Below are 18,744 nucleotides of genomic sequence, written 5' to 3'. Positions count from 1 at the left end.
AAATATAAAAGGGAAAGGATAAGTTCAGTATGAACTTCGCTGAACTAATTTTGTCTAAGAGTTCGACGGACGATTAATTACGGCTGGCAATTCTGTTTTGCCCAAGAACGTACCTCGGGTGATTTGGAGTCCACGGGATCAAAAGAACCGATGCGACTAAAGGCCCACACAAAACGGCCCGCATAGGCATTGTATTCATTTACGTAAACCAGTCCTTCACAAAGACCCCAAAGCCCGTCATCTTCGCCAACGTACCAGTCCTTATGATTTCCGCGAAATTCAGATTTTAAGCCGGAGGAGTTTTCACACGTGTAGAGACAAGACCAAGCACGCTTGCCCCCGTACCAGGTGTTCTTGACTCCATCCGCGGTATAAATTTTCGTATAAGGATCTGACGAACAAGTGCAGTCCGATGCCAAGCTCACGCTCGAAAGTGTTGAAATATTGAACAACAAGGTAAAAAGGATCAGGGTTTTCACAAGGCCTCGGCTGTATTTGTTTAGAAGAACGAAAAAACCGCTGAGCAAAGAGCGTGCTGGGCGTGCATCGGCCAGAGAGACAATCTTGGGCTTTCGGGGAAATCTTTACCAGAGCCCTTTCGGTCCCGGAATAAGGGGATTAGTATGCGAGGGATTTTTAAAAGTAGGTCTTAATACATGTTGAAAAGTCTTGTACTCTTTATTCTACTCCTTGCTCCAGCGGCCTTTGCTGGCGAGGCTTTCGTGACGTGTCGCCAAGTCGCTTGGCGATATCTTGCGGATCAAAATGTATATTCCTTAAAAACTTCAAGCTGTGTCCGTATCAGAACAAACTTTTTCGAAACCGTGGATGGAAAAACGCGCAGCTATTGTGAATCCTGGAGTAAAGAAGCCGGTGTTGGAGAAGAGATTTATTCCATTCAGTCCTTCCGCGATCAGATTTCTTGTGTTCAGAATGACAATGAGTTTCGCCAACGTGAATTAGGTCCCGTACGCCCGGTGGAAAAAACCGACCTTGTCGGCACTGAATACCTGTGGTTCCAAGACTCGGATAAGCCTTATTTTGACGTTGATGTGAATCGCGAGCGAGCACGTTGGGCAAAAATCGACGATGAATGGTATTGCGGTTTGCCGGGACAAAAATTTTACGCTCGCTATGATTTCCAAAATGGAAACAAGGATGTGTATGTCTCCGGGCTTAGTTTAAATACGCAAAAATTTATCTGGCAGACATCTGTCGGAGGTACTGTGTTTTGGAGAAATCCAGATGGGCATTCACCGTTTGTCTATCTGGAAAGCTCGGTCAACATTGAAGGCCTGAATACATTTACTTTCAAGGATAAAGACGGCAACACCATCAGCGAGTTTCGTTTGACGTATCTAATCGACGTCTTCCGAGACCCTTTAAAGTCTTGTTACTAGGAGTGGCCCCGTGAAAGTATGGAGTGGATTGCTGATATTCGTATTCATTCTCATGGGTGTTCAAACTCACGCCGCTCCCTCCCTGAAAATTGAGATGGATCAAAGTGTTCTATCGGACCTGAACAAGGATTCATTCGCGAAAGTTTTGAGATTCGTTTACTCTCGCGGAGTCAAAGAAATCACCTTTGTGAAAAACTCTTCTTACTCTCTGAAGGTTGGTACAACGGCACTGGATGAGAACTACGCAGGTGGCGATGCGTTTATCATGCACGGTTTAGCTCCGGAACAAGATAAACAGATGCGCCAGGACGAGTATCGTGCACTTTTTCCGATCGTTGATTATCTATCCCGTCGTCGTATGCGTGTGACGGTGAACTTACATGCAGGAACCGCCGATCTTCGCACGGTTTTACAAAACATTCGGCCAACTGTGATCATCTGGTCGTCTCACGGAAACGATGAGTTCTTTTATGGTTCAAACGGGGAGGCGATCCCGCATGGCATTTTCAAAAATGCATCTCCGTCTGTTTATCAGTTCATCTTGTCAGCCTGCTACGGTCGTTTGGCCATGGACAATTTCTATCTAAAAGATCTCCCGCCAGGGAATGACATGCTCACAGTGGGTTGGAGTGGTTTAACAAACTCAGGTGAAATGATGTCCTATCTGATGAGTGACCGCTGGGATATGTATGAAAGACGTCCTGATTTCACGAATCAGGGACTGACCTGCAAGGATAAAGAGATGATTCGTGTTGCCGATGGAGCGCGTATTTTTGATTATGCGGATAGATCCAGCTGCGGTTCTGCGGTCATTCAAGCACGTGAAAACATGGCGTGCATTTCGGTCTCCGATAAAAAGTCCGTGATCAGCTCCATCAGTCATAATTTGGTTTTGCCAGCAGATTCATTTGATAATTTTTTTGAATGCGCCGACCGTTTAAGCCGGGCCTTTAATAAGAAGCTCTGCCTTCGCAATGGGACTGAGATTCGCATTGTCGATTCAGTTTCAGCTCAGGCCGGGGAGCAGGTTTTTAAAAGTATGCGCGATTGTGAGCAAAGCTTGATCACGGAAGTAGCGCTCTAATTGCTGCTAAGTATCGAAAATGACTCGTAAATGGTCCAATTTTGACCGCAGAGTAGGCTAAGCCCTTAAAAAGCTTGATTTTCCACCTGCTTCGACCTAAAACCATGAGTCCGTGATTACAACTGACTAAGGCATTGTTAAGAGCTGACCCCATCGGGACAGACGCCTTACCGGCGAAAGGTATTTATCATGAAAATGCGCACTCATTCTGGCGCTAAAAAACGTTTGAAAGTTCTTTCAAGCGGCAAAGTTAAGAAAAAAAGCACTCGCATGCGTCACTTGAACTCCCACATGAGCTCAAAAACTAAAAGACAACTAGGCAAAACTTCTTACGTAGAAGACGCAAACATGCTTCAAGTAAGACGTTGTCTTGTATTTTAATTAATCCCTAGCTCAATAGATAATCGGAGTAAAAAATGGCTCGTGTAAAATCAGGTAAAACAAATCGTGCTCGTCACAAAAAAGTTCTTAAAAGAGCAAAAGGCTATTACGCAGCAAATGGCCGTGCATACATCCACGCGGTTGAGAAAAATGACCGTGCAATGGTTTACGCATACCGTGACCGTAAAGTTAACAAACGTAATTTCCGCACTTTGTGGAACCAACGTATCAATGCAGCAGCTCGTTTGAACGGGACTACATACTCTCGTTTGATCGGTGGCTTGATTAAAGCTGGCATCCAAGTTGATCGTAAAGTTATGGCTGACATGGCTATCACTGACGCAGCTGGATTCGCAGCTCTTTGCAAACACGCTTTGGCGTAGTTTTCAGAACCTACAGCAGCGAAGCTGATGGGTAGACAGGGTCTTATGCAAGAATCCCACTCGCAATTTGAGCAGAGAAAGCGCGATCATATTCGTATCGCGCTGGATCCTCGGTCCCAAACTGAGGGCCAAAGCGGGTTGGATTCAATAGAATTAGTGCATGAGGCCTTACCAGATCTGAATTTGAAAGAGGTCGATATTTCGACCTCTTTTGTTTTTAAGGGCGAAGCTCTTTCTCTTAGTTCTCCTCTTTTTATTTCATCGATGACGGCCGGCCACGAAAATGGTCAGGAGATCAATGCCGCTTTAGCTCGTTTGAGTGATCGTCGTCAGATTTTGATGGGCGTTGGTTCGCAACGTCGTGAATTGGACGATTCCAATGCTGCCGAAGAATGGGCTCGCGTGCGCAAACAAGCGCCGAAGGCTTTGCTACTCGGAAATATTGGAATCGCTCAATTGATCAAAACGCCAATCGATAAGATTCGCCGCTTGATTGATTCAACACAAGCAAAGGCCTTGTTCGTACATCTGAACCCTTTGCAAGAAGCTTTGCAACCAGAAGGCACGACTGAATTTAAAAGTGGTCTGGTCGCGATCGAAAACCTTGTGCAGCTTGCGGGGGTTCCGATTGTGGTGAAAGAAGTGGGTTGCGGTTTTTCTGTTGAGACTTTGAAGCGTCTCGCGAATACCGGTGTATTTGCAGTGGATGTTAGCGGTAAAGGCGGCACTCACTGGGGACGTGTGGAAGGTTACCGTTCGCAAGAAACAGATTTGCTCCATCAAGTGGCGCAGACCTTTGCGAACTGGGGTGTGAGCACAGTTCAGTCGGTGAAAAACGCCAAGGAAGCACGTGTGCCTTACGAGGTGTGGGCTTCCGGTGGAGTTCGTAACGGTTTGGACGTGGCAAAACTTTGTGCTCTTGGAGCAGCGAAAGTAGGGGTGGCAAAGCCATTCTTGCAGGCCGCTCTTGAAGGGGATGAAGCACTTGAAAATTTACTTAATCGCTTCGAGATGGAACTTAAAATTTCTCTTTTCTGTACGGGTTCTAAAAATCTCAAAGATCTGCAAACGAAGAAGGTGATAGTATGACAAAACAACTTCGTGACATCTTCCAAGGCTTCTCAAAACTTTCTCGCGAAGAGCGTCTTCAGGCGTTGAAAGACGTCGGCGTTCTTCATGATAGTGACGTGGATTATCTGGCTAAAGGTGGTCTTCGCGATACATCTTTGGGTGAGAAATTTATCGAAAATGTGATCGGTTACTTCCAGATCCCATTGGGAGTGGCGACAAATTTCCGGATCGACGGTAAGGACTTTGTGATCCCGATGGCGGTTGAAGAAACCTCCATCGTGGCAGCCGCTTCTAAAACTGCAAAATGGATTCGTGAATCGGGCACGATCACGACTGAAGTTGTAGGTGCTGAAATCATCGGACAAATTCAATGCGCGAAAGTTCAAGACTTTGCGACATTTGAAAAGCAATTACTGGCTCAAAAAAACTACATGATTGAAATTTCCAACCGCGAAGTGGCTTTTGGCTTGGTTCGTCGCGGTGGTGGTGTTCGTGATATCGTTGTTCGCCGTGTGCCTCGTGGTGACGGTTCGGACATGGCGGTTGTGCATGTGATGATGGATCCGTGCGATGCCATGGGTGCGAATATCATGAACCAGGTTTGTGAGTTCTTAAAAGAACCGATTGAACAATTCACCGGCGAAAAGGTCACAATGTGCATCCTTTCAAACCTGGTGGACTCTAAAATCACTCGTGCCACCGTTCATATCACGGATATCGATGCTGACTTGGCTGAAAAAATTGCGGAAGCTTCTTTGTTTGCGCAGCAAGATCCTTATCGTGCAGCGACCAACAACAAAGGTGTGCTGAATGGTATTGATCCGATTTTAGTGGCAACTGGTAACGACTGGCGTGCGGTGGAAGCCGGTATTCACGCTTATGCTTCTCGCACAGGTCAATATCGCTCGATCACTCGTTGGTACCGTGATGGTAAAGGTCTTACGGGTGTATTTGAAGCGCCTCTTATCGTCGGAACTGTGGGTGGGGTGACAACACTTCATCCGACGGCGATGATGTGTATGAAGATGTTGGGAACAACATCAGCAAATGATCTTTCTCGCGTGATTGCGGCCGTCGGTCTGGTGCAAAACTTGGGTGCTTTAAAAGCCCTCACGACAGTTGGAATCATTGAAGGTCATATGAAGCTTCATACGAAAAATCTCGCTTTGGGTGCAGGTGCGGAAGAGCGTGAGATTCCTTTAGTACAAAAGAAATTGGAAGAAATCTTGGCGATCCGTAAACGCATTTCATTAAGCAATGCGATCGACGTTCTGAAAGAACTTCGTAGCCAAGCCTCGCAAAAACTGTAAGCGGAGTTTTAAGTGGCACTGGCCTTTTCTATCCCCGGAAAAACATTTCTTGCCGGAGAGTATCTGGCTTTGCAGGAAGGACCGACTTTGGTTTTCCTGTCTCAGCCGTGCTTTGAGGTTGGGGTTAAAAAGGGAACAGGCCAACTTGAGGGTATTCACCCGAATTCTCCCGCGGGTCTTTTTATCAAAAAACATTCTGAGATCTTCAGTAAGTTTGATGTAAGCTTTCGTGACCCTTATCAAGGGCGCGGCGGCTTTGGCGCTTCAACGGCGCAGTTCTTGGGTGTGTATGCAATGAGTTTGGTACAAGAGCATTCTCACCAGGACATGGAAAAGCTTTTTGATATCAAACATCTCTTGGAGAGCTACTATGAAGTGGCTTGGACGGGAGAGGGACAGCGCCCGAGTGGAGCAGATCTCGTTGGGCAACTTAAAGGCTCTTTGACGTTTTTTGAGAAACGTCGCTCGGCTGTTTCAGTGACGGGATGGCCCTTTTCTAATTTAGATTTTTATATTGTGCATACGGGAAATAAAGTGCCAACGCATGAGCATTTGAAAACTTTAAAAGAGTTTGATGCCTCAGCGCTTGAAAAAGCTTTTGCGCGTATTCGTGGATCTTTCGAGCAGCATCTTGAAGAAGAGTTTGTTAACGGAATTCAGGATTATGCAAAGGCCTTGGCGGATTTGCAGTTTACTTGCGAGCCGACGTTGAAATTGTTGGCGGAACTAAAAAACTGCAAAGGTGTTTTGGCAGCAAAAGGCTGTGGTGCTTTAGGGGCGGACGTCTTGTTGGTGGTGACTTCGAAAGGTCAGAAGTCTTCGCTGGAAGAATTCAGCCAAGCTAAGGGACTCACAATCACGGCTTCGCAAAAAGATCTCGCTCCCGGTTTGCAGTTTCAGGTAAGGGAAAATTTATGAATTCAGTAACGGTGTCGGCACCTTCAAATATCGCTTTAATTAAATACATGGGTAAAATTGAAGGCTCTGGTAACAAACCGACGAATGGTTCGTTGTCTTATACACTTGAGAACCTGCGCACCTTTGTTCGTTTGACTGAAATTTCAGGTCCTGTTGATCAATGGAAGGCATTTGTCAGAGAAGATCTCACTCCAATTGAATTATCTGAAAAAGGCCAACAACGCTTCATTAAGCATTTGGGATTCCTTAAAATGAAATGGGGAGTGACCCAGAATTATTTGATCGAATCAGCGAATAATTTCCCATCCGACTGTGGGCTGGCGAGTTCAGCTTCAAGCTTTGCTGCTTTGACTTTGGCAGCAGCTGAAATGTTCCAAAAGACTCATCCTCAATCTTGGGGCACGGATAAGAAAACTTTGTCAGAGCTTTCTCGTCAGGGATCCGGTTCTTCATGTCGTTCTTTGTACAGCCCTTGGGCTTTATGGCAGCACGAATATGCAGAGAACATGGCTTTGCCATTTGAAAACTTGCATCACTTGGTTGTGATTGTTGAAGATTCTAAAAAAGAAGTTTCAAGTTCAGAGGCACACAAATTGGTGACGACAAGCCCGCGTTTCGAAGGACGTGTAGATCGTGCGGAAATGCGTTTGCGTGATTTGACGAATGCATTGCGCTTTAATGATTGGCACCTGGCTCGTCAGATTGTTTGGGATGAATTCATCGACATGCATAAATTGTTCGAAACTAGCACGCCGAGTTTTTCTTATATGACGGATGGTTCTCGCCAGGTTTTGGAAGAGTGCCAAAAACTTTGGAATAAGTGGCAAGACGGTCCATTGGTGACAATGGATGCCGGTGCCAACGTGCATATGTTGTTCCGTAACGATCAGTTGAAATCGTTTGCGAGTTACCGTGAGCAATTTGCTGCAAACTTTAAGGTCATGGCCTTTGAAGGTGTGAAAAGCAATGTCCATTAATTTTTCTTGTAAAGCATTTGGCAAATGGATCCTAGCAGGAGAGCATGCGGTTTTGCGTGGTGTTCCGGCTTTGGTTTTCCCTCTGAAATCTCGAGTTCTTGAACTGTCTTATGCTCGCAGTGAATCCCCATTGGAGTTGAAACTGCAAGGTGATCACGGGAAAGAATTGCAGCTCCTAGTTTGGGGCGTTTTAGAAAAAGCCTGTGAAGCAAAAAATATCAAACGCACAGACCTTAAAGGCACCTTGCTTTTGGAGTCGACGATTCCTGTCGGTGCGGGGATGGGTGCTTCTGCTGCACTTTGTGTGGCGTTGACTCGTTGGTTGGGATTCTTGGGATATGTAAAAGAATCTGAATACTATGAGTTCGCTCGTTCTTTAGAAAATCTTTTCCACGGTGAATCCAGCGGCGTTGATATCGCGGTGGCTTTAACGGGCGAAGGCTTGCGCTTTGTTCGCGATGGTGAACGCACGTCTTTAGAGACAAAATGGCAGCCGAATTGGTTTATTTCTTATTCTGGAAAACGTGGTGTCACCGTCGATGCCGTGAATAAGGTGAAAGAACTGATTGCGGCGGATCCTGTGCTTGGAAAAAAAATCGACGACGAAATGGCGAAAGCTGTGCAATTGGCTGAACAAGCTCTGCAGCTCCCAGAGTCCGAGGGTAAGACGTTGTTAATCAAAGCTTTGGACCTTGCAGGACAATGTTTTGAACAATGGGGACTGAACGAAGGCGCACCAGCGAAGCATTTAGCTTTGTTGCGTGAAAACGGCGCTATCGCAGTCAAACCCACAGGTTCCGGCGGCGGCGGCTACGTATTATCCCTCTGGGAAAAACAACCTGCAAAAGATCTTCAACTGATTCCTTGCTAAGAGGTACATGCCGTGAAATTCGCAGTGTTGGTCGTAGTGACGTTATTTTCATTGTCAACGTTCGCATTGAGTAATGCCGTGCCAGCAGTGGAGTCTCAGTTCGATTCCACGGTATTTTATTCAGTTACTCAATATGATGAATCGGCGAAAGAAGAAGGTCTGGGGTTTTGCAATGGCCAGTTGATTTCTCCGCGCGTGATGGTGACAGCTGCCCACTGTGTGGCTCATGCCTTTGTCCTGAAGAAACCCACGCTGGAAATTCAATTAGGGGAATATCTCTATCGTGACCGAAACGGCGAGATTGTGCGTATTGGTTATGCTTATAAGAAAAAAGAAATCATCGATGCAGATTTTTATTTTATTACCTCACTTAAGAACAAACTGATCAGCCAGGGGCTTCGGACGCGTTTAGGTCCCAATGATGATATCGCAGTTGTTGTTTTTAAGAGAGATCTTGAAGTAAAGCCAGAAATGCAGTTTCCACAAGTTGTCACCCAGGCCGAGTTAAAAGGACTTTTACCACGACTCATGCAGTATCGTCCGCAAGTCGTGACAGTGAATCCATTTGAAGAAATCAGAACAAACGACACTCGCCGAAGGGCCCTGCTGGATAAAGTCAGTTTCAATTCTGGCGGACACCTTGAATCAAAGTCTATCGCAAGGCTTGCGCCAGGGGACAGTGGCGGCCCGCTATTTATTCAAATCGGAGATCAGTTAAAACTTGCGGCGGTTGTGAAGGGTCGCGCGGAAACGATCTTTTCGAACTGGGATGTTTATGGTCTTCTGGACAATAAGATCTGCGATATTTTCCGCCAAATTTCAGATAAATCAATCCAGCCGCAACTTTGTATTTAGGAAAAGTATCCGTACCTTTTTGAAATGCGAAATGTCATTGCAATTGTGCACCTAGGAGCTCTTATTTTCTGAGATAGAAAAGGCGCTTTTTCTCGGGGAATTTTTCAATGGCGTAGCGGAGCATGGTTCGTGGCATTTCTGACGAATACTTGTCTAAGAACGCCATTTCAATTTTGCTATCGCGTTCTCCGATTTCTCGCAACATCCAGCCCACGGCTTTGTGAATCAAATCATGGTCATCTTTTAAAAGTAACTTCGCCAGTTTTAAAGTCTCATCGAATTCACCCTGACGAATAAAATGGAACGTCGTCATAACGGCAATACGGCGATCCCAAACAGATTTGGACTTCACAAGTTTATAGAGAATCTTGCGATCTTGTTCGAAGAGATACCTTCCCATGATGTATTCCGCAGAGCTGTCGACCAAATCCCAGTTATTCACAAATTTTTTATGCTTCACGTAGGTTTGATAGATTTTCTTGCGAACGGCTGGTGTGCCTTTCTGAAATTGATAATTCAAAATCAACAAAGCGATCAGACGTTCTTCATGGTATTTGGATTTTAAGAGAGCTGTGACTTCACTGAGTGGCAAATCACGATACTTGCGAACAATGCCCCGGCTTTGTGGAACGGTGAGACCTAAAAAAATATCACCTTCGCCATATTCACCGGGACCGGTTTTAAAAAAGCGCAGCATGAATTTTGCTTTCTCTGGATTGCGCAGTTTTGAAATGTCCTGGTGAATTCCCATTTTACTTCTTTCGATTGGCGTAACAGAAAAGTGCGATACTTGCTGCGACCGTTGCATTCAGGGACTCTACTCCTTCTGACGGGACAGAAAGTTTTTTAAGTCCTTTGATGCCACTAAACCCTGGGCCTTCTTCGCCAATGACCAGACGTAGATCATTGGGCCACGGAAACTTCGCGACATTTTCGCCTTTCATATCCAAGACGAAATCCTGGTCGTTACCTTGAAGAAAATCTGCAAGTTTTCCGATTTTAAAAATAGGAAGCTTTAACATTGCACCAGCGGATGCTTTAATGGCTTTAGGATGATAGGGATTACAACTTTCTTCAGTGAGAAGAATTTTGCTTGCTCCAAATGCCATTGCCGAACGAGCCAGCGCACCTAAGTTTGAAGGATCACCAAGAGGGCAAACCACTTCCAAACCTTTTGGTGACTTATCAGTACTCAAGACTTCAATTTCTTTGGGCTCTAAAACCAAAAGATTGTAGTGAGTTCCCACGACATCGATTTCATTAAACAACGCTTTGGGAAGTTTGAATAATGGGACGCGAGTGCCCTTCAAAGAAGTTGTCAGCGGTTTTAAATCTTCATGAATGATCTCAGCTTTGATTTTAAAACTGGGATTGGCCAAAAATTCCGAAATCAGCTTTTCGCCCATCAAAATAAACTCTTGATGCTTTTTAATACCACGCGCACTGGAAAGGTCACTCCAGCGGCGGAAATGTTCATTTGTTTTTGAAGAAATATCGATCAAAGCCTACGTCCCTTAAAGTCGGTTGTAGGCTTGATTCTAATATGGGGCGGGGAAAGTCGCAATTCTTACTTGTTCTTGTAAAGTCGCAAATCGAAATAGCTGTGTTTGCTACGGAAGACACGGATTTTATAACCTTCTTTATCCAAGTACAAGCTGCCAACATAATAACGGTCGTCTTCGTTTTTAAGTGTTCCGACGTAAAGCTTTTCCCCAAGAACCATATAACCTTCTACGTGATGGGTACGGATCCCATTAGAACGAAGGTCGATGTGGATCATATCTGCGTTTTCGTCGTCTGGTTGGATTTCGACGAACCAAATCGTATTGTGGTCATAGGCTACCCAAGAGCCAGGAAGCTCGCCTTGGTCAATTGGCAGTACGTTGGTAGCGAGTGGCCAGGGAAGAGGAGTGTCCTTTGCATATGAAAAAGGGACAGCGAGGATTAAGCAAAAAATAAGACTCAAGAATTTCATATGTTAGTCTCCGGTTGTAATTCAAAGTTAATGCTGCAAGCGGGGCTGAGGTAGTACCCACGGCGATCGCGAAGGATATATCGAGGGTTTTCAATATCGGGTTCTATAAGTGTACGAAGTCGCTTGATCGAAACATAGATCAAGTTATCGTGCATACTTGGGTCGTAAGCTTGCTTCCAGATGTTCTCAAGGACTTCTTCTTTACTAAAGCGCACCCCTGGGTTTTTCATAAACATCAAAGCCAGGTCCAATAGTAAGTGTTGGTTTTTAAAGTCGATGTGGCCGCGCGTGCGTTCTCTTATAAGACGAGATTCGATATTCACGATAAAATCAAACTGCAAAAGGCCCGGCGTTTTTTTCGACAAGGCATCTTTTGAATAAATGCGATACTGGCGCGGATGTTTCTTAGGATCGATTCCTGCCATGCAGAGATCAAAATAAATCTGCGCTTGAGTTCTTTGACCGATCTCATTATGAATTCGCCCTAAAAGAAGCAACAATCCTGGCATTGTCAGGTGGTTGCCTTTATTTTGCGCCATTTGATAGGCCTTCCATACGAGGGCAGAGGCCTGTTCAAATAAAGAATTTTGGCTTGCGATATGGGCCCGTGTAACAAGAGCCCAGATCTCAACTTCAGGTAGATCAATTGACTGCAAAATCGTTTCAAGTTTTTCAAGACTGCGGTTTGCAAAATCCCAGTCGCGGGCGAGGCTCGCATAGATATGAACTTCCAATGTCAGTGAACGCGCCAAATATTCCAAGTCTTGCGACTGTGTCGCAAAGGCGATGGTTTGACTTAAGTATGTTTTAGCTTCTTCAATTTGATTCTGCTGCAAGTTGTGAAACGTCAAAAGGTAAGAAGCACGGGCTTTCAAAGAGGCATCAAATTCATCTGCAAGAAAAGGACTTATTTTTTCAAGAAACTGATACGTTTCCTGGCTGCGTTCCAATTCAGCCAAACACTGCATTTGAATGCGTATGCAATCGAGATAAGAAGAAAATTCTTTTTGTGCTAGTGCGAGTGCCTGAGCTTTTTCAAACGCGGCAAGAGCTTCCAAAAAGTCGCCTTTTTGGTACAGCAGTCTTGCGAGTTGGAGGGAATTTGTCAGGGTCTCATTCATGCCGGGACATTGAATAGTGCCTTTGTCAGGACTTCGTCAATGTCTGACACGATCTTAAATATTAAAATTAATGTACTGCTTTATTCCTGTGCAGTTCCCATGTTGGCAAGGGCTTTATCGATAGCACGAGCCACTTCCAAATCTTTCTGTCTTGCCATCCAGCCGGAGTTGGCTGCGCGAACTTTCAGCAATTCTTGTTTGGCCTCAGGGTCTTTTAGTAAAGACAACGCATGAGTCGCTGCCGATTTGAGCTCTGGATCGTGCGACATCAAAAGCTCTAAGATGCCAGGAACTGCCGGCGCGCCAGCTTTACCCAAAGCTTCACTGCACCAATGGCGAACTTCTTTTTCAGAGTCACGAACGCAAGTCGATGCGGTTTCAAGAACCGCTTGTTCTTCTTTCCAGCTGGCTTGTGCAAAGGCGCGAGCCGCGATGTCTTTTTGAAGTTTCGTCGGAGTTGCAATTTCTTTGCGTAAAGCTTCAAGTCCCGGATGGCCCAAGCACTCCAAAGCTTTTACTGCTGGATCTGAAGTGTCGCCTGTTTTAATGCTGGAAACAATCGCATCAATATGAGGTTCTGCAATCTTACGACCTTGTTCAGAAAGCGAGCACACCATGCTGATCGCGCGACGGCGATTTGTGCCTTCTTGTGCTAGATTTTTTGCAACAAACTCGCTGACCAAATCTTCACGTTTTAATTTTTGTGCCAATATTTTAGAAGCCAAGGCGCTGGTTTTCGGATTGTCGAGCAGAGATGTCAGGCGTTTGCTGACCCACGCGCGCTCTTCATCACCGAGTTTTAGCAAAACACCCGCTGCCGCTTCCGAGACCTGAAGATCTTCTGATTCACTTAAGCGTTTAACCAAAAGATAGCCAATGCGCTTTACGTTTTCGGTTCCAAACTTTGGCATGGCATCGATAGCGGCCGCACGAACTGTTGGATCTTTATGTTTAAGCATAATGTCGGCAAGTTTTGGTAAGCCTACGACTGCTTTCATGTCAGAACATTTCACCGCGCGAACGGCCCAATAGACAACGTCGGAGTCTCCGTTTGTTGTGAGGTTTGCCAGAATCAGTTTGTTTTTGTCGTTACAAGCTTGACCAGTGGCCACAGCTTCTTGCAGCTCCACGGCGACTTTATTTTTTGCGGTGATCGTCACAGCTTCAGTTGGAGCCGCGGTGACTTCTTCAGGAGCTTCAACAGTTGTCACAGCTCCACGCGTGAGAGCAAAATCAGGACGGCTTTCATTATATGCCGTTACAATCGTGCGCCCCAAAAACACGGCGGTGATTGGAACGAGAATAAAAATTGGCCAACTCAAAACAAATGCAGACAAACGGCTAAAGGCAACGCGGGAGCAAAATGACAGCAAGGGGCCCATCAAACTCCACACGACGACAAAAAGACAGATTGTAAAGGCGACTGGAATCACAGCCCCTTGCCAAATAAGGGGAGCCCAACTCATTTTGCCGACTTCGTAAAATCCATAGGCAATCAAAGCCGCAACAAGGGCGCGAGCAAACCAACCCCAAGGGTTGTGGCGCAATTTACTTGGAAGTGAATGAGCAAGCCAGATGCCGGCTTTGGTAAGTGTTTGCAAGTTTGAAAACAAGCACATGAAAACGCCGACAGCCAAAACGTAGACGTAGTAATCGTGATAAACGGGATCAAGGTGTAAAACTGTGCCTTCAACAATCATCGACGCAATAATCGCGCAGAACAGAAGAAACCATGGCAGAACAAGATATCGAAGTGTGTTGAATTTCACGAGATGCATCCTCCTTTATCGCTTTACCAGAGGAGAATAGACGCAACTCTGCCGAAAGGTCTAGCATTCAGCACAAAGAATGACGCAATTACCGCGCAGAGTTGGGATATTTTTCGGCCCAACGGCGCTTCTCTTCAGGAGAGAGTTCTTCGAGGAGAAGGTGTTCTCCATCGTCTTCTTCTGGGAGCGGTTGGTGTTTGATTTTTTCGTAAACCACGAGGCGACGCTCGTGCGGTGTGTGCGGTAAAGTGTACGCCACGTCTTCAACAAGTTTATAGAACTCGCCCCAATTTTCTTTCGCAGCCTTGATCTCGGGATCAACGCCGGGGCCCTTCATAAAGTAAACGCGACCACCGATTTGCAAGCAGCTGATCACATTTCCAAGAGTGTTGCCGATGTCTTCAACAGCACGTGTTATGGCGCCATTTACCGGGTAAACGAAGTGCTTATTGATGTTACGGCCGACGATATCAAGATTTGGTAAATTCATTTCTGAGCGCACGTGTTTTAAGAATTCCACGCGACGTTGCACGCCTTCACCTAAAAGAATTTTTTCTTTCGGGAACATGATTTTAAGAGGAATTCCCGGGAAACCGGGACCGGTGCCGACGTCGATCAGTGGAAATTGCAACTTGGTATATTTCGTAATGATGATGCTATCGATAAAGTGCTTAATGGCGATGTCGCGAAGTTTTAAGAGGCGGGTAAAGTTCTCTTTTTCTTGGTTCAGCATCAAAAGGCGATAAAAGTGCGCCAATTGATGACGCTGCTCGTGGCTAACCAAGTTGAACTCGTGATTGCGGAAAATATCGGCAAGTCGGTCGTTGGCCTCATTGAGTTCAAAGATATGTTCCGGCTTTTTATGGCGACCCATAAGGGCTTTGGGGCTTTTATCGGCAGGATTTGCACGGGCTTCTTGACGAGCCTTATAGGGACTGTAGTTCGTTTTGTTCTTATGCGCCATAGAGTGGGGCCGAGAATAGGGGCAAAACCCTTAAACCTCAAGGCTTTTCTGCACTGTGTGTAAAACCTAAATCCTTGAAAAATCGCGGGTTTAAAGGGAATATCAGAAACCTATGTCATTAGCGAAACTTGATTCTATTAAAGATGCAGCGCTAGCAGCCTTTAAAGCGGCTCCTAGCTCCAAAGACCTCTACGACCTCAAAGTTCAATACTTGGGGAAAAGTGGTTCCCTCACTGAGATTATGAAAGAGATGGCGACTCTTCCAAAAGAAGAAAAACCGCTCTTTGGTAAGAGAGTCAACGAGGTGAAACAAATTCTTGAGACGGCTTATTCAGAAGCAGAAAACGCTCTGAAAAATGCCGAGATCTCGAGCAAAATGGCCGCTGAAGAATTGGATATGACGCTGCCAGCGTTTACTCGTCCTAAAGGCACCCAACATCCAGCTGCCATCGTTGTCGACGAGATTTTTACGATCATGTCTCGCTTGGGTTACAGCCTGCGCACAGGTCCTGTGATCGAAAAAGATTATTATAATTTCGAAGCTCTCAACATTCCGGCAGACCATCCCGCGCGCGAGATGCAAGACACGTTCTTCATTGATAAAACGCATGTTCTTAGAACTCATACATCTCCGATTCAAATTCATTCACTTGAAAATGAAGAGTTGCCATTGCGTGTGATCGGAACAGGTCCTGTGTTCCGTTGCGATAGTGATATTTCGCATTTGCCAAACTTCCATCAAATCGAAGCACTTTGCGTTGATGAGAAAGTTTCAATGGCGGATTTGAAAGGCACGATCAGCTTCTTCGTACGTGAGTTCTTCGGTGCAGGCCTTAAAACCCGTTTCCGTCCAAGCTTCTTCCCATTCACAGAACCTTCGGCAGAAGTGGATTGCTCATGCCCGATTTGTAAAGGCAAAGGCTGCAGTCTTTGTAAGCATACAGGTTGGATTGAGATCGGTGGTTGCGGCCTTGTGAATCCGAAAGTTTTCCAAGCAGCAAAAATTGAGTATCCGAAATGGCAAGGTTTCGCATTCGGATTTGGTGTTGAGCGTATGGCCATCATTAAATACGGAATCGAAGATATTCGCTTGTTCCCTGAAAATGACGTTCGTTTCTTAAGGCAGTTTGTAAAATGAAAATAAGTCTAAAGTGGCTCCAAGAGTATGTTGATGTAAAAGAATTCTTCACTAAACCGGAAGACCTTGCCGAGATTTTGACTCGTGCAGGATTGGAAGTTGAAGAGATCACAAACCGCGCAAAAGATTTCAATCACGTGGTGATCGGTAAAATCCTAGAAAAAGACAAGCATCCGAACGCGGATAAATTGTCTTTGTGCCGTGTTTCGACAGGCGAAGGACTCGTTCATCAAATCGTGTGTGGTGCGCAAAACCACAAAGCGGGTGATGTTGTGATCGTGGCACTTCCAGGTGCTGTATTGCCAGGTAATTTTGCGATTAAAAAATCAGCAGTTCGTGGTGTGGATTCAGCAGGTATGCTGTGTTCGCTTAAAGAATTGGGCTTGGCGAAAGAATCAGAAGGCATTGCGATTTTGCCTCCAGATGCTCCGATCGGTAAAGCTTACGCTGAATACGGTGGTTATGACGATATCACTTTCGAATTAAAGGTGACTCCAAATCGTGCGGACTGCTTAAGCCACTTTGGTTTAGCTCGTGAAGTGGGCTGCCTGCTCTCAAAAGAAGTAAAAGCGCCAAAAGCAGAACCCGTCACAGTTTCTAAATCGACGAAAAGCGAAATTGCACTCGAAGTGCGCACTCCCGATATGTGTCCTCGGTACACGGGTCGCTTTATCAAAGGAGTGAAAGTGGGACCAAGCCCGGCTTGGTTAAAACAGCGCTTAGAAGCTCTGGGCATGAACTCGATCAATAACGTTGTGGACGTGACAAACTTTGTGATGTTGGAACTTGGTCAGCCTTTGCATGCATTTGATGCGGGCTTTATCGGTGGTAAAAAAATCATCGTGGATCGTGCTGTTGCTGGTGAGAAATTTATCACTCTTGATGGCACTGAGAAAACTCTGACGGGCATTGAACTCACAATCCGTGATGCCAGCCATCCGGTTTGTTTGGCAGGTGTTGTCGGTGGTAAAAATTCCGGCGTTTCTGAAGCGACGAAAGACATCTTCCTTGAGAGTGCTTACTTTATGCCAATGGCTGTGCGTAAATCAGCACGCGCTCACGGTATTGAAACAGACTCAGCTTATCGTTTCTCTCGCGGAGTGGATCCTGATGGAGCTTTGCGTGGGTTGAATCGTGCAACAGCTTTGATTTTGGAAGTTGCTGGTGGTGAAGCTTATAGTGATCACCATGACTTCTATCCAAATCCAGTTAAAAAATCTCCAGTGACATTGTCAGTACAAACAGTTTCAGACCGTTTGGGTTATGAAGCTGAAGAACATAAATTTGTCGATTTCATGAAGCGCTTAGGTTGCCATGTTGAGAAGTCAGGCACAGCTTACAAAGTTTTGCCTCCGACATTCCGTTTTGATATCGAGCAAGACATGGATTTGGTGGAAGAGTATGCGCGTCTGAATGGTTACGATCATATTCCAGAGTCATTGCCGGTTTTTGCAAAAATGCCGACATTCCAGGATAAGACGTTCATGTTGAATCGCGCAACCAGCGAACTTTTGCGTGCGGAAGGTTACTCACAAGCTGTGAACTTCGCCTTTGTCGGTTCAAAAGCAGAGCGTGCTTTCTTGGGCTCTCTTGAGACGTTGAAAGCAGCGGGGTTGGTGGCTTCTGAAAAAGCCATTCATGTGATGAATCCTCTGAACGAAGAGATGGATGTCATGCGTTCGTCTTTGAGTTTTGGTTTGTTCAGAAACCTGAATTCAAATTTCCATGCTGGCAATATGCAAGGGAAGCTTTTTGAAACAGGTAGCACTTTTGCGGTGAAAGAAGATGGTTCTTATTCTGAAAGCACGCATTTGGGTCTTGCGATCTGGGGACGCACGCAGAATCTTTGGAACAAATCATTGGATTACCCAGTGGTTTATGAAGCCAAAGCTGCAGTTGAAGCGTTACTTAAAGTTCTCAATATTTCTTCGTACACGTGGGTGACGCCTGCAAATAAAGCAGAAGTGCCGGCGTTCTTACATTTGGGTCAATATGCTCAATTGTTAGTTGAAGGCAAAAAAGTTGGCTTTATCGGAACTGTTCATCCAGTTTTACTTGAAGAAGCAAAAATTCGTGTTCCTGCTGCATTGGCAGAGTTGGATTTGGATCTGCTTTATAAAACACAGCCTCGTCCTTACCGTATCCAAAGCATTTCGAAGTTCCCTATCGTGGAGCGTGACTTTGCCTTTGTGATGCCGAAGACGTTGAAGGTGGGTGACGTCTTGAAAGACATCCGTAAGGCGGCGGGAGCTTTGTTGCTGAATGTGGACGTTTTTGACCTTTATGAAGGCGACAAAATGGAAGCAGGGAAGAAGTCTGTCGCGCTGAGACTGTGGTTGCAAGATAAGAATGCCACACTGCAAGAAGCGCAGATTTCAGAGGTAACTACGAAGGTACTTGAAAGTTTGAAAAAGAATTTTGATCTTTCAGTGAGATAAACTCTTGATATGTTTCAGTAACTTGTTAGGCTGAAGGTGCATGACTAAGTACGAAAAGGGAGTGAAGGACTACTATGGCAGGCCAGAAC

At 45.5% G+C, this 18,744-nt stretch carries 19 protein-coding genes; 12 read left to right on the top strand and 7 right to left on the bottom strand.

Annotation, left to right across the window (positions count from 1 at the left end):
* Nucleotides 1-77: 77 nt before the first annotated feature.
* Complete coding sequence (locus tag ACLWOR_RS13710) at nucleotides 78-479, bottom strand: hypothetical protein (protein WP_413941319.1); 402 nt, start codon at nucleotides 477-479, stop codon at nucleotides 78-80.
* A 177-nt stretch (nucleotides 480-656) separates the two neighbouring features.
* Between ACLWOR_RS13710 and ACLWOR_RS13705 the strand changes: the two genes are divergently transcribed.
* From ACLWOR_RS13705 to ACLWOR_RS13660, 10 genes are all read left to right on the top strand, one after another.
* Complete coding sequence (locus ACLWOR_RS13705) at nucleotides 657-1,400, top strand: hypothetical protein (RefSeq protein WP_413941318.1); 744 nt, start codon at nucleotides 657-659, stop codon at nucleotides 1,398-1,400.
* 10 nt (nucleotides 1,401-1,410) lie between these two features.
* Nucleotides 1,411-2,484 carry a hypothetical protein gene (locus ACLWOR_RS13700; RefSeq protein WP_413941317.1) on the top strand — a complete coding sequence of 358 codons (1,074 nt, stop codon included), beginning with the start codon at nucleotides 1,411-1,413 and terminating at the stop codon, nucleotides 2,482-2,484.
* Between the two features lie 189 nt (nucleotides 2,485-2,673).
* Complete coding sequence (gene rpmI, locus ACLWOR_RS13695) at nucleotides 2,674-2,865, top strand: 50S ribosomal protein L35 (RefSeq protein ID WP_011164102.1); 192 nt, start codon at nucleotides 2,674-2,676, stop codon at nucleotides 2,863-2,865.
* Between the two features lie 35 nt (nucleotides 2,866-2,900).
* Nucleotides 2,901-3,248: a 50S ribosomal protein L20 gene (rplT, locus tag ACLWOR_RS13690; RefSeq protein ID WP_413941315.1), complete on the top strand. Its 348-nt coding sequence runs from the start codon at nucleotides 2,901-2,903 to the stop codon at nucleotides 3,246-3,248.
* A 45-nt stretch (nucleotides 3,249-3,293) separates the two neighbouring features.
* Complete coding sequence (gene fni, locus ACLWOR_RS13685) at nucleotides 3,294-4,337, top strand: type 2 isopentenyl-diphosphate Delta-isomerase (RefSeq protein WP_413941314.1); 1,044 nt, start codon at nucleotides 3,294-3,296, stop codon at nucleotides 4,335-4,337.
* A complete protein-coding gene (locus ACLWOR_RS13680) occupies nucleotides 4,334-5,629 on the top strand; it encodes a hydroxymethylglutaryl-CoA reductase, degradative (RefSeq protein ID WP_413941313.1) in 1,296 nt (431 codons plus the stop codon). The genes fni and ACLWOR_RS13680 overlap by 4 nt, the downstream gene beginning before the upstream one ends.
* A gap of 12 nt (nucleotides 5,630-5,641) precedes the next feature.
* Nucleotides 5,642-6,547 carry a hypothetical protein gene (locus tag ACLWOR_RS13675; protein ID WP_413941312.1) on the top strand — a complete coding sequence of 302 codons (906 nt, stop codon included), beginning with the start codon at nucleotides 5,642-5,644 and terminating at the stop codon, nucleotides 6,545-6,547.
* Complete coding sequence (mvaD, locus tag ACLWOR_RS13670) at nucleotides 6,544-7,524, top strand: diphosphomevalonate decarboxylase (protein WP_413941311.1); 981 nt, start codon at nucleotides 6,544-6,546, stop codon at nucleotides 7,522-7,524. The genes ACLWOR_RS13675 and mvaD overlap by 4 nt, the downstream gene beginning before the upstream one ends.
* Complete coding sequence (locus ACLWOR_RS13665; protein ID WP_413941310.1) at nucleotides 7,514-8,395, top strand: mevalonate kinase; 882 nt, start codon at nucleotides 7,514-7,516, stop codon at nucleotides 8,393-8,395. The genes mvaD and ACLWOR_RS13665 overlap by 11 nt, the downstream gene beginning before the upstream one ends.
* Before the next feature lie 12 nt (nucleotides 8,396-8,407).
* Nucleotides 8,408-9,250 (top strand): trypsin-like serine protease, encoded by an 843-nt coding sequence (locus ACLWOR_RS13660; protein ID WP_413941309.1) that lies wholly within the window; start codon nucleotides 8,408-8,410, stop codon nucleotides 9,248-9,250.
* Between the two features lie 61 nt (nucleotides 9,251-9,311).
* Here the strand turns inward: ACLWOR_RS13660 and ACLWOR_RS13655 are convergent, their stop codons facing one another.
* The 6 genes from ACLWOR_RS13655 to rsmG all read right to left on the bottom strand — a co-directional run bounded on the left by ACLWOR_RS13655 (nucleotide 9,312) and on the right by rsmG (nucleotide 15,079).
* The gene (locus ACLWOR_RS13655) at nucleotides 9,312-10,001 is read right to left on the bottom strand and encodes a DNA alkylation repair protein (RefSeq protein WP_413941308.1); all 690 of its coding nucleotides are present in this window, start codon (nucleotides 9,999-10,001) and stop codon (nucleotides 9,312-9,314) included.
* 1 nt (nucleotide 10,002) lies between these two features.
* On the bottom strand, nucleotides 10,003-10,752 hold the full coding sequence (locus ACLWOR_RS13650; protein ID WP_413941307.1) for a TrmH family RNA methyltransferase: 750 nt from the start codon (nucleotides 10,750-10,752) through the stop codon (nucleotides 10,003-10,005).
* Nucleotides 10,753-10,817: 65 nt separating this feature from the next.
* Complete coding sequence (locus ACLWOR_RS13645; RefSeq protein WP_413941306.1) at nucleotides 10,818-11,225, bottom strand: hypothetical protein; 408 nt, start codon at nucleotides 11,223-11,225, stop codon at nucleotides 10,818-10,820.
* Nucleotides 11,222-12,346 carry a winged helix-turn-helix domain-containing protein gene (locus tag ACLWOR_RS13640; protein WP_413941305.1) on the bottom strand — a complete coding sequence of 375 codons (1,125 nt, stop codon included), beginning with the start codon at nucleotides 12,344-12,346 and terminating at the stop codon, nucleotides 11,222-11,224. The genes ACLWOR_RS13645 and ACLWOR_RS13640 overlap by 4 nt, the downstream gene beginning before the upstream one ends.
* Nucleotides 12,347-12,426: 80 nt before the next feature.
* Nucleotides 12,427-14,115 carry a HEAT repeat domain-containing protein gene (locus tag ACLWOR_RS13635; protein ID WP_413941304.1) on the bottom strand — a complete coding sequence of 563 codons (1,689 nt, stop codon included), beginning with the start codon at nucleotides 14,113-14,115 and terminating at the stop codon, nucleotides 12,427-12,429.
* A gap of 88 nt (nucleotides 14,116-14,203) precedes the next feature.
* Nucleotides 14,204-15,079: a 16S rRNA (guanine(527)-N(7))-methyltransferase RsmG gene (rsmG, locus tag ACLWOR_RS13630; protein WP_413941303.1), complete on the bottom strand. Its 876-nt coding sequence runs from the start codon at nucleotides 15,077-15,079 to the stop codon at nucleotides 14,204-14,206.
* A gap of 112 nt (nucleotides 15,080-15,191) precedes the next feature.
* Here rsmG and pheS point away from each other — a divergent pair, with 112 nt between their 5' ends.
* On the top strand, nucleotides 15,192-16,217 hold the full coding sequence (pheS, locus tag ACLWOR_RS13625; RefSeq protein WP_413941302.1) for a phenylalanine--tRNA ligase subunit alpha: 1,026 nt from the start codon (nucleotides 15,192-15,194) through the stop codon (nucleotides 16,215-16,217).
* The gene (pheT, locus tag ACLWOR_RS13620; protein ID WP_413941301.1) at nucleotides 16,214-18,655 is read left to right on the top strand and encodes a phenylalanine--tRNA ligase subunit beta; all 2,442 of its coding nucleotides are present in this window, start codon (nucleotides 16,214-16,216) and stop codon (nucleotides 18,653-18,655) included. The genes pheS and pheT overlap by 4 nt, the downstream gene beginning before the upstream one ends.
* The last annotated feature ends 89 nt before the right edge of the window (nucleotides 18,656-18,744 follow it).

The organism is Bdellovibrio sp. HCB2-146 (assembly GCF_047345725.1).
Classification (GTDB): domain Bacteria; phylum Bdellovibrionota; class Bdellovibrionia; order Bdellovibrionales; family Bdellovibrionaceae; genus Bdellovibrio.
The sequence above is the reverse complement of the archived record's forward strand: the minus strand, read 5'-3'. Positions and strand labels throughout refer to the sequence as shown.